Source organism: Solibacillus sp. FSL R7-0668 (assembly GCF_038006205.1).
GTDB lineage: Bacteria > Bacillota > Bacilli > Bacillales_A > Planococcaceae > Solibacillus.
In genome coordinates, this window is sequence record NZ_JBBOUU010000001.1 from 2,419,059 (window position 1) to 2,430,837 (window position 11,779).

Here is an 11,779-nt window from a genome sequence, read left to right on the forward strand (position 1 = left end):
TGAAGGGAATGTACATCATTTGTGCATTCTCTTTTTTATTAGGAAATTTATTTAGCTACTCGAACTATTTTCATTGAGTTCGCAAAAGTGATTTGGCATAATAAAGTTAAAATTCAGTTTATTTTAAGGCAAGGAGTTTTATCATGAAAACCGTTTTTCAATTTGCATGGCGTTATAAATGGCCCGCGCTCATTGCATTTAGCCTCATGTTGCTAGAGCTTGCAAGTGATTTAATTCAGCCGCTTTTTATGGCGAATATTATTAATAAAGGACTATTAGAGGATAACTTCAACAGTGTGGCATTTTGGGGTGGGAGCCTATTTGTGCTTGCACTATTTTCACTGCTAAGTGGTGTGCTCAATTCGTTCTTCTCAGCACATGTTGCGCATAGCTTTGGCTTTGATTTACGAAAAGCACTTTATCGTAAAATTCAATCCCTTTCGATGGCGACGTATTTATCGTATCCCACATCTGGCTTGATAACCCGTTTGACAAGCGATGTGACGCAAACAATGAACATCGTCTTTATGATGCTACGAATCGCCATGAAGGCCCCCCTAATGGCAGTTGGTTCAATCATTATGGCCTTTGTCATCAATGCCAAGCTCGCCCTCATTTTATGCATTAGCTTCCCATTTTTAGTGCTATTTTTAGTTTGGATGGTCTCCATTGGCATTAAGCTATTTGCAAAAGTTCAAAACCGTTTAGATGGCGTCAACCGTCAGCTTCAGGAAGGCTTACAGGCTGTTCGTTTAGTCAAGGCGTATATGCGCGGGAATTTTGAGGCGAGTCGATTTCAACGTGTCGCTGAAGATTTAAAATTCGATACGGTAAAAGCAACACGCGTTATGGAGATTGCGCTACCAATTTTACAATTTGTTATGAATACTAGTTTATTGGTCGTCATTTGGGTCGGTGCGGATGCGATTCGAGCAAATGATCTTTTAGCGGGGGATTTAGCAGCCATCATTAATTACGCATTCCGCATGACTTCAGCGTTTTCGATGTTTTCATTTATCATTATTGCTTATGCCCGTGCAAAGGCTTCTGCTGAACGAATTGAGGAAGTGCTGATGATTGCAGATGGTACAGAAGAGATTGACGTATCTAGCCCCCCCTTTTTACCAAGCTTTAAAATTCGTTTCGACCAGGTATCCTTTCACTATCCAAATGCTACGGACGCAACATTACGCAATTTATCATTTACTATTGAAAGCGGAGAAAAAATCGCGATTATGGGGGCAACCGGCTCAGGGAAATCCACCATTTTACAGCTTGTTGAACATTTTTACGAAGCAACGTCGGGAGCTATTTTTATTAACGAGCAAAAAATTCAGGACATTCCCTTACAGCAGCTACGGCATTCCATTGCCTATGTCCCACAGCAATCGCTATTATTTTCGGGAACGATTTTAGAAAATTTACGCTGGGGACGTCAGGATGCTACTTATGAGGACATTATTGCTGCGACAAATAAAGCGCAAATTCATGAGTCTATTGAAGCCTTTGAGCATCAATACAACACAATAATTGGTCAGCGCGGCATTAACCTATCTGGTGGTCAAAAGCAGCGGTTAGCGATTGCACGTGCATTACTCAAGCCATCTGCGCTCTTAATTTTAGATGATAGTACGTCGGCACTTGATGTGAATACGGAGAAAAAACTATGGCAAGCATTGGACGAAGAGCGTCTCACAATGCTCGTTGTGACCCAAAAAATCCATACTGCGCAAACGGCAGACCGTATCATGCTCATTGATGAAGGAAAACTAAGTGGATTCGCTACGCATGAGGAGCTGTTGCAAACAAATGAATTATACAAGAAAATTGTCGCTTCTCAGCAGGAGGTGCTGGCATAATGAAATTTTTCAACTACAAACCGATTATTACAAAAGAGCAAATTAAACAAGCAAGCGGCAAAAAGAAAAAAGGCGCACGTGCCGAAAACTGGACATACACAATCAAGCGTATTTTAGATTTCGTCGCCGAGCAAAAGGCCTTATTAATCGTTGTGTTACTTTTAGTTGTGGCAAGCTCTCTCTTAGCACTCATCGGCCCATTTATTATCGGACGATTAATTGACCGCTTTATTGATGGTAGCTCTTTAAGCACGCTGGATTTATGGCTATACGGCTTAGCTGTAATCTATTTGCTGTACGGTCTTGCTAGCTATTTTCAAAACTATTGGATGGTCAGCATCGCACAGCAAACGGTATATCGTATTCGTACACAGCTATACGAGCATTTCTTTAAGCTGCCATTGCGCTTTTTCGATAAACGCAAGCATGGTGAACTGATGAGCCGCGCAACGAATGATATCGAAACAATTAGCTCCACATTAAACAGTGCGTTCATTCAAGTCGTTTCAAGTATATTAACGTTAACTGGTACGGTCGCTGTTATGCTTTGGCTAAGCCCACTGTTAACGCTTGTAACGATGCTTATTATTCCATTGATGTTTTATGGGATGCGCTGGATTACGAAACGGACTAGCTTGCTCTTCAAACAGCAACAAGCCGCCATTGGTGAGATGAATGGATTGATTGAGGAATCCATAAATGGGCAGCATGTCGTAAAGGCCTTTTCACAAGAGCAGGAAATGCTACGTCAATTCGATGAAAAAAATCAGCGCATTCGAACAGTAGGCTTTTGGAGTTTAACGTATTCGGGCTTCATACCAAAAGTGATGAACACATTAAATAGTTTAAGCTTTGCGATTGTGGCCTGTGTTGGCGGCGTTTTCGCGTATTATGGCCATATTTCTATTGGGACGATTGTTATTTTTACGGAATATGCCCGTCAATTCACCCGTCCATTAAACGATTTAGCGAACCAATTTAATACCGTGTTATCTGCACTAGCTGGCGCTGAACGTGTCTTTTTAATTTTGGATGAAAAGCCCGATCACGTGGCAGGCAATAACGTCCTCTTATCCGGTGATGTTCGATTTGATCAAGTATCATTCCAATACGATGCGGATGCGGTGAAGCCTACTCTTTCAAATGTTTCATTTACGATTGAATCGGGTCAATCGGTTGCGTTAATTGGGCAAACGGGCGCCGGGAAAACAACGATTATGCAGCTGTTAACAGGGCTCTATGAAAAGACTAGCGGACGGATTTTATTTGATGGTGTGCCCATTGAGGAAATTTCAAAAGCCCATTTACGTGAACAAATGGCCTTTGTATTGCAGGATCCATTTTTATTTGAAATGTCGATTAAAGACAATATCCGTTACGGTAAGCTGGATGCAACCGACGCGGAAATTATCGAGGCCGCTAAAAAGGCCAATGCGCATAGCTTTATTGAGCGATTGCCAAATGGTTATGAAACCATCATTTCAGGTGATGGCAGTCAAATTTCACAGGGACAAAAGCAGTTAATCTCCATTGCCCGTGCATTTGTCGCCAATCCGAAAATTTTATTACTAGACGAAGCGACAAGCAGCATTGATACCGTGACCGAGCTGCATATCCAGGCCGCGCTTGAAAAACTAATGCAAGGGCGAACAAGCTTTATTATTGCCCATCGCCTGAATACGATTTCGAAGGTCGATTATGTCATCGTACTCAATCAAGGAAAAATTGTCGAACAAGGCCCGCGTCATCAGCTCATTGAGGAGCAAGGGATTTTTGGACAAATGTTGAATGTTTAACGAAAAAATCGCTCATTTTGTGAATTAGGCAAAATGAGCGATTTTTTATTATACCTAAAGGTCGTTATTGTCTATAACTGTATCGATTTCTTGTCGTTTCTCTATATTTTGCAATGGATTTTTTAGTTGTTGGAACTGTTTATAATATTTTATAAGTAAGAATACAAGAATGAAAGATATGACTAAAAAGATAGCAACACTAATATACAATTCATGGCGAACCGCTTCTATTGTTGGTAAATCGACCGTAGTTGTTTGATTCGCATAGCAAAATTGAAGAAATGCTAGAAAATTGCTAAAACTATGTAAAAGGATTGGAACTACTATATTTTTTGTTTTTAAATATGCATAACCAAGCACACATCCTAACGCAAATGCGAATACAATATTAATTGGATTTAGATGAATAATACCAAAAATAACCGAAGAAATGATTATACTTTTTTGTGGACTCCATTTTAATGTGAATCGGCGTAATAAAATCCCTCTAAATAACAACTCTTCCCAAATTGGCGCGAGAATACAAATATTAATAAAAAATAAAACATAAACGATGAGCGGTGTATCCACAATCTCTAGAGAATTAAATTGAAATAAATCAAAAAATGAACGAATTTGCTCTTCAAATAATAGATAAAGAACGGATAATAATATAGTTGTTAAAACAACTGTGATAATTTGAAAACATGCGGTAATCGACAAATACCTTACCCAACGACCTTTAGACATCGTCATTTGGATGGTCTGCTCATTATAAGAAATATTCCATTTTTTTGTTTGAAACAAGATATAAGCTAAGCTGCAGATTGATACAATAAATGTAATCCATTCCTCACTTGCTGGTATTGTTAGAAAGAATAGCATTATAAAGCTTGTAATGAATATAACAATTGCAAATAGAACAAAATAACGTAATTTAAAATTCCTTAACTGTAAATAATCCATTTTGATGCACCTCCTAGTATTAGCATATCATGAATCAGAAAATTCAACCTAATATTTGGAAGTAAATTTTATTTCCTCTCTATCTACATAATGAATTGTATAATAATAGCCGAAATCATTAACGTTGCATAAAAATTTTTAACGTTTGTCAAAAGAGATAAAATACCTATTTAATATTAATTCCAGAATTTTCTGAACAATTGTTCTTCCTAGATTTTAAAAAAAGTCAACATGCGCATAAGCGGTAGCTCTTATCCACAAATTGTAAATTATTTACATCCGATACAGCTTAGAAAATTGGATCATACGTTAATTCGTCCAGATGTTCCACCTCTCTTTCGTGGAACTGTCTGACGATGTGCTGAAATTCTCTGTTCCAATCGTACTTTTTCCGTCCTTTTGATTTTCTGGTTGGCGCCCTAAATAGCGCTTTTATAAATACTTCAAATGGCTTAAAGAGTAGATTTTGGAGCGTTTCTTTTAAGTCTAAAAGAGGTCCATTATGGTTCAATTTCAGTTTTAATAATACCTGTAAGCAATACGTAATTAAGGCGATCCAAATTTGTGTATACACAGCGTTTTGACTTTTTCCGTAGAAGCTTTTGATTCTTAGATGTTGTTTCATCCATTTAAAAAACGTTTCGATTTTCCAACGATAGCGATAGAGGTCACCAATTTCTTTCGCCGATAAATCGAAACAACTTGTAAGAATGATAATTTCATTCCCTTCACTGTCCTTCGTTCGAATTAAACGTAGTGTATTCTGCATTTTCGTTCGGTTCTGCTCATCACCTAGAAAGACTTCTTGATCAGAAAAGATGTTATTTTCAACGTCTGGGACTTGTTCATTCAACACTTCGATTTTTGCATTTTTCTTCAGTCGTGTGATAAAACGAATTCCTCGATCGCAGAGTTTATCGTATTGTCGATAGTCCGTATAGCCTCGGTCAAACAGATGAATCGCATCGGAATCGACATCAATTAACTTGTTCATTTGCGTGCGATCTGCGTGTTTCGCTGGTAAAATGACCGCTTGATCAGGAAGTGTCACATCTTTTGTGACAACCACGCGCAAATGTAGACGAACGCCTGCCTTTGTTTTTCGAAACGTTGCCCAAGGATATTGGCTTAGACTCATCGACATCGTAGAAGAATCGATGACAAGTAATTTCCCAATATCACGAAGAAACGGTGAGTTTCCTTTCATTTTCACCTGAATGGAAACGGCGAGATGGCGAAAGACTTTTTCGAATATTCTAGGGGTGAGGCAGGATTGTTTACGCGAAAGCTGCGACGAACTAATGGCATCCATTTGAATAAATGTATGAAGTTCTTCGGTATCTTTCAGCTGTTTCGCTAATTTTTTAAGCGAACTTTTTTCATTCAATTGCGCAATGATGAACAGCTGAAGAAACTTATAAGCTGTCAACTTTTTAATGTAAGAGTCGAGATTTGAAACGTTCACAACTTTTAAAAATGTTTTCTCATCGAGTACTTTTAACAATTCATTTAATGTGGATTTTGTGGTATCCTTGTCCATGGGTAAGCTCCTTTAAATTGGGATTTGGACAGAACTACCAAACCTAATTATAAGGAGTTTTTTCGTGCAATGGAATACCTAATTTTGGGATATTTTTAGATAGAAAGACTCTTGATATAATGTGTTTTAAATTAATGCAATGTTAATGAGCCGAAATACAAATATTCCATGCATTCCGGCTATCTCAATTTGATTTTCCAATTACTCACGATTTCCGGATATAGTTGAATACACAACTTTCCAGCCTTGATCTGTTTTTGCAACTTTATATTGATTCACAATACTTTCAGACATCGGATCGGTAAATCGTAGCTTTGAGTTGTCTTTTGTTAACTGTGCAAAGCCCATTTCATAAATATCCTTTAATAAATGCTGCTTATTCGTCTTTGCAACCTGTTGCTGCCATTGTTCAAATGATGGCAATTCTTCTGTTTTGTCCAGTAATGCATACATCAATTGATAATCCTCTACATAATTTGCATATAAATACAAGCGGACAACTGTATTCACGGAGAAATTCTTTACTAATGCTTCCACTTTCCCCTTTGCGCGCTGTAATTGAGCAAATAATTGCAGCTCCTCGTCTGTTAATGTATTCGTTAGCTGTGTTAAGTCATAGCCCAGTACCTTACCGACCAATTGTTCTTTATTAATAATCCCCTGATAGGCATCACTTGCCCAGTTATCTGGAATAACAAGGAGCTCATCACGATTTGGTTTATCATATTTTTTCGACAGGCCTTTATAAATGCCGCTATCTCCGTCATATGTTGGCCACATGTAAAAGAGGCCGTCCAATTCTTGTAAATAATCTCCGTTAATCAGCGTATCATCGACTAAACTAATATTGCCATCGTCCGTTGCTAAAATACGACTAATTTGCAGCTTGCCTTCCTGTTCATATGCAATGACGTCCCCTATCCTATAGCTTTCCTGTGCATAATAATATGGATCAATGACAACTGGAAACTTTGTATATTCTTCATTGCCACGATGCATTGTAGGGTCCTCATAATGAAAAAGCTGTAAAGTATCAGCTATTGGTTCGATAATTGGCACAACCGAATCTACGCGGAATCGATGAGTTATTAAACGTGATTTCTTACCATCAATTACCTCGTACACTGGCTTTTCATACGTATCGACAAAACCAAACCATACACGTTCCCCTGCTTTCGATTCAACAATCGTTGCCTGCTCCTCTCCTAAATAAATTGCCTCTACTGCTGGATTGTCAATTATGCCAATTTTCAAATGGGCTGAGGAAACAACAAAACTCGTAGCTTTTGTCGAGAACGGTTCATTTAAAACCACTCGCTCATCCGTCCACCACCGCTGTTCTTTTTCATTATAATGTCCAAACGCAAAGTGAATCTCTTTTTCCTCGACAGTGTTTTCTTTCACAATAACAAACTCATCATTATTCGAACGGACATTGTGCTGCTCATATAGCACCTCTGTATTTTCCAAATGATTATCTTGGATAAACCTTTCGGCAAAGGATTCACGAATTTCCGGTTGCTCGGTTTCGGATGTGACAGGTTGCTCAGGTCCTTGTTCAATCAGTAGCAAAAATGAACTTGCCGCAACCACGCCTGCAAAAGTCGCGGCAGGAACCCATTTTTTTGCTTTCCGATTCGGTGCATGAACAGCTTGAATAACTGTACGTTTCCTGTCTTCACTTAATCCTTTTTTGGGCATTAGCTGCTTGCGTTCCTGTTGAAATTTATTCATGTAATAACTCCCTCCAATCCTCATTTGTAATATGTATCTTTAACCTTTCACGCGCTCGTCTTAATCGGGTCTTCACCGTATTGTCCGATAAACTAAGTAATATGGCGATTTCAGATGTCGTTAATTCCTCGTAATAATAAAGGATAATCATTTCCCGGTATTTCATCGGTAATTTCAGTACATATTGCATAACTTCACTTTGTTCCATAGGGCTTTGAATTTCATAACTAATCGGCTGCTTTAGTGTGATGAGCTTCATCAGCGTCCTTTTTCGTGACGCGAAGCTTCGTAAATCGTCATAGCATTTATGAATGGTCATTTTCGTTAAATATGTTTTTACACTTGCCCTTTGTTCGTATTGATCAAATGTTCTAAAAAACTGAATAAATACTTCCTGCACAATATCCTCTGCACGGCTCCAATCCTTTACATACATAAAGCTTAGCTGTAGCAAGTATGGGCTATGCGTATCCATATAGTGATGCATTTCTTCATTTGTTAGCATGCTTGCACCCCCCTTTTTTCACTACATAGACGAAAGTAAGCGCCCTTTCCGGTTCAAAATCTGTCAAACTTTCTTTGTATTTTTTTCAAATATCCACTACCATTAAAGCAAATGAAAGGCAGGGAATGACATGACGACTATTTTAATCGTTGAAGATGAACAACAAATCGCGCGTGTACTGCAGCTTGAATTATCATTCGAAGGCTACGAAACGATCGTGACACATACCGGAACAGATGGTCTACTTGCTTTTCATGAGCAGCCAGTCGACTTAATATTACTCGATGTGATGCTTCCTGAAATGAATGGCTTAGACGTATTGAAGCGTATTCGTAAACATAACGAAACGATTCCAATCATTTTATTAACAGCCAAAAGTGACATCCAAGATAAAGTAAATGGGCTCGATTACGGAGCGAATGATTATGTGACGAAGCCGTTTGAATTTGAGGAATTACTCGCTCGCATTCGTGTGGCGCTACGTTTTGCTACAAAGGCTGTCCCCCAGCAAGAGCAAGCACTCGTGTTTGAGGATATTACATTAAATGAACAAACGCGAGAGGTGTGGCGTGCGGGTCATTTAGTGGAGCTGACGGTGCGCGAATTTGATTTATTAACTCATTTTATGAAACACCCAAAGCTTGTGCAATCCCGCGAACAAATTTTGAATGCGGTATGGGGCTATGACTATTTTGGTGATACGAATGTTGTTGATGTGTATATTCGCTATTTGCGTCAAAAGCTTGACCAACCATTTCAGCTCCCATCGCTCCTCTATACAGTGCGCGGTATTGGCTATGTTTTAAAGGAAGCGACCCATGAAGCTTAACACAAAAGTAAATATTGTTTCGATCGCATTAACGATGATTATTTTAATTAGTAGCTTTACCGGTGTTTATTTTTTATACGAGCATTTTGCCATTACGACCGAGGCGGAGCAATTGCAAACACGCGCATTGGAACTTACAACAGCCATTAGTGCACTCGAGCAAACAGAAGGAATCGACACCGTATTACGTGCCTATATCCCTACAGAAGGTGCGATTATCGTGCGTGACGCAAACGACCAGCCCGTCACGCGTCTGCAAACAACGGCCGAAAAAATTGATATAACACTCCAGAAAAACGAGCTCTACACGGTCAAAATAATCGATGGCATTCCCTATATTGCAATGGGCACACCGATGATTTGGCCAGATGAGCAAATTGTCGAGGCAAAATTTATTCAACCATTACCGACCATTACCGAAAATTTAAATCGCTTATTCATCATTTTATTAGTAATGACTCTACTCGCCCTCATTCCGATTTATTTGGCGAGCCAATTACTCGTCAGCTTAATTGTTAAACCGGTTACAAAGCTTACAACAGCGATGGAGCGAAATATTCAGCAATCGAGTTTTGAGCAATTAGCCGTAAATAAGCGCTCAAAGGATGAGATGATGCAGATGACTGCCACATACAACCTATTAATGGCACAGCTAGAAGAATTACACGACAAGCAGCAGCAATTTATAGGCAATGCCTCCCATGAGCTAAAAACACCGTTAACCGTCATCGAAAGCTACGCCAAGCTATTAAAGCGGCGCGGCACCGAAAATGTAGCTGTTACAGAGGAGGCGCTGCAGGCTATCATTCAAGAAAGCGCGAATATGAAGCATCTAATCGAACAAATGCTCACACTTGCTAAATCAGCAGAAACAACAAAAATAACAGTTCGTTCATTTGAGCTCGTACCTTTTTTACAAGCGATTGCTGCCAATGTACAGACCGCCTATCACCGAGAAATTCATGTCAAAGCGCCTGATGCCGTTATTACAACGGATGAAGCAATGCTTAAGCAATTGCTCTTTATTTTTATTGATAATGCAAGAAAATATAGTGATGATGTCATTGAATTGCTCGCTACGATAGATGAGCAATTGCATATTCAAATTCGCGACCAGGGCATCGGGATACCCAAGCAAGATTTACCACATATCTTTAACCGCTTTTACCGCGTTGATAAAGATCGCAACCGAAAAACAGGTGGCGTCGGCATTGGATTATCCGTTGCACAGGAATTAGCACTGCACCTGCAAGCAACGATTGACGTGGAAAGCGAACTCGGTCAGGGAACGATTATTCGTCTATCACTACCACTTCATGGAGGACATTCACATGAGGCTTAAACCTATTTTACTAGTCGCTGCTATTCTTACACTAACGCTCGTTGTCATCCTTGCAGTAAAGCAATTGGCAACACCGCAGCAGCTCACCGTCGCTGAAATGAAGAAGCAAATCGAACAAAGCTATAACGCTGAAGTATTAACGCTTGTTGAAAAGTCTGAGCATTTCGTTGCCTCGTTTAAACAGAACGGCTCCATTTTTGAAGTGTCGATTGACGATGAAACCGGGCAATTATCCGAGCTCGTGCTTATTCAACAAAACAGTGCACCACCAGCCGAAAACAAGCCCGAACAGCAGGCGAGCCAGCCGCAACCCCCTACCGTTCTAACAAAGCAGCAGGCGATTGACATAGCACTGAAGGAAGTGTCTGGAGAAATCGATTCGGTTGATTTTGAGAATACGTCAGATGGCGGGTATTATTTTGTGGAAGTCGAGCAAGAACATCAGGAAATTACGGTTCAAATTCATGCCATTACCGGAAAAATTTTATCAATTCAATCGGATGATTAATTTTCTCATCAAATTCTAATTTACTTCTCATATTGTTCTCATCTTCATTTCTTATACTAAGCTTACAAACAAGTTAAGGAGCGGATGAAAATGAAGATGAACAAAAAATTAATAATTATTCCAGCATTATTACTCGCGATTGGCGGTGGGGCGGTACTTGCACAAACCAATTATTTTGAAGCAGCTGGATCCAATCCCAAAGTAACGGCTAGTGAAGCAAAGGCAATCGCTTTAAAGGAAATTGATGGTGAAATGATTAGTCTAGAATATGATGGCGATGATTTCAAGCCACATTATGAAATTGATATTGTTAAGGATCAAGAAAAAATCGAGCTCCACATCGATGCCAATAGCGGGGCTGTGAAAGTGACAGAGCGTGAAGTTATCTCGCAATACGTAAAATCACCGAATTCGACCGTTTTACCGACAACAACCGCTACGATCTCTGAGCAGCAAGCCATAGATATCGCGCTTGCTAAAGCTAATGGTACACTTACAGAAATTGAGCTAGATGATGAGGATAACACGCTCGTTTATAAAATCGAAATCCGCAACGGTAAGATCGAGTATGATTTCAAAATTGATGCTGCTAATGGTAACATTGTTGAATACAAAGAAGATTTAGAGGACTAACCCCTCCGTATTCTCTTATCCACTAAAGTAAAATAAGGCATGAATCGCAAGTACGGATTCATGCCTTTCTTTATGATGGTAGAATGGA

10 protein-coding genes are annotated in these 11,779 nt (G+C 39.3%); 6 read left to right on the plus strand and 4 right to left on the minus strand.

Going from position 1 to position 11,779, the window contains the following annotated elements; genetic code table 11:
• The first annotated feature begins 143 nt into the window (after window positions 1-143).
• Together MKX47_RS11995 and MKX47_RS12000 are read left to right on the plus strand one after the other, a co-directional pair.
• On the plus strand, window positions 144-1,859 hold the full coding sequence (locus MKX47_RS11995; protein ID WP_340774419.1) for an ABC transporter ATP-binding protein: 1,716 nt from the start codon (window positions 144-146) through the stop codon (window positions 1,857-1,859).
• A complete protein-coding gene (locus MKX47_RS12000) occupies window positions 1,859-3,655 on the plus strand; it encodes an ABC transporter ATP-binding protein (protein WP_340774421.1) in 1,797 nt (598 codons plus the stop codon). The genes MKX47_RS11995 and MKX47_RS12000 overlap by 1 nt, the downstream gene beginning before the upstream one ends.
• Before the next feature lie 54 nt (window positions 3,656-3,709).
• On the opposite strand, the gene MKX47_RS12005 is transcribed toward MKX47_RS12000, so the two are convergent.
• The 4 genes from MKX47_RS12005 to MKX47_RS12020 form a co-directional block, all read right to left on the minus strand.
• Window positions 3,710-4,600: a CPBP family intramembrane glutamic endopeptidase gene (locus MKX47_RS12005; protein WP_340774423.1), complete on the minus strand. Its 891-nt coding sequence runs from the start codon at window positions 4,598-4,600 to the stop codon at window positions 3,710-3,712.
• Window positions 4,601-4,889: 289 nt separating this feature from the next.
• On the minus strand, window positions 4,890-6,140 hold the full coding sequence (locus tag MKX47_RS12010; protein ID WP_340770139.1) for an IS4 family transposase: 1,251 nt from the start codon (window positions 6,138-6,140) through the stop codon (window positions 4,890-4,892).
• 201 nt (window positions 6,141-6,341) lie between these two features.
• Entirely contained in the window at window positions 6,342-7,874 is a 1,533-nt protein-coding gene (locus tag MKX47_RS12015) for a hypothetical protein (RefSeq protein WP_340774425.1), read from the minus strand.
• Window positions 7,867-8,379, minus strand: a complete 513-nt coding sequence (locus MKX47_RS12020; RefSeq protein ID WP_340774428.1) for a sigma-70 family RNA polymerase sigma factor — start codon at window positions 8,377-8,379, stop codon at window positions 7,867-7,869. The genes MKX47_RS12015 and MKX47_RS12020 overlap by 8 nt, the downstream gene beginning before the upstream one ends.
• A 130-nt stretch (window positions 8,380-8,509) precedes the next feature.
• Between MKX47_RS12020 and MKX47_RS12025 the strand changes: the two genes are divergently transcribed.
• The 4 genes from MKX47_RS12025 to MKX47_RS12040 all read left to right on the plus strand — a co-directional run bounded on the left by MKX47_RS12025 (window position 8,510) and on the right by MKX47_RS12040 (window position 11,691).
• On the plus strand, window positions 8,510-9,208 hold the full coding sequence (locus tag MKX47_RS12025) for a response regulator transcription factor (protein WP_340774430.1): 699 nt from the start codon (window positions 8,510-8,512) through the stop codon (window positions 9,206-9,208).
• Complete coding sequence (locus MKX47_RS12030; RefSeq protein WP_340774431.1) at window positions 9,198-10,550, plus strand: sensor histidine kinase; 1,353 nt, start codon at window positions 9,198-9,200, stop codon at window positions 10,548-10,550. The genes MKX47_RS12025 and MKX47_RS12030 overlap by 11 nt, the downstream gene beginning before the upstream one ends.
• A complete protein-coding gene (locus tag MKX47_RS12035; protein WP_340774433.1) occupies window positions 10,540-11,058 on the plus strand; it encodes a PepSY domain-containing protein in 519 nt (172 codons plus the stop codon). The genes MKX47_RS12030 and MKX47_RS12035 overlap by 11 nt, the downstream gene beginning before the upstream one ends.
• Before the next feature lie 90 nt (window positions 11,059-11,148).
• Entirely contained in the window at window positions 11,149-11,691 is a 543-nt protein-coding gene (locus MKX47_RS12040; protein ID WP_340774435.1) for a PepSY domain-containing protein, read from the plus strand.
• Window positions 11,692-11,779 lie beyond the last annotated feature (88 nt).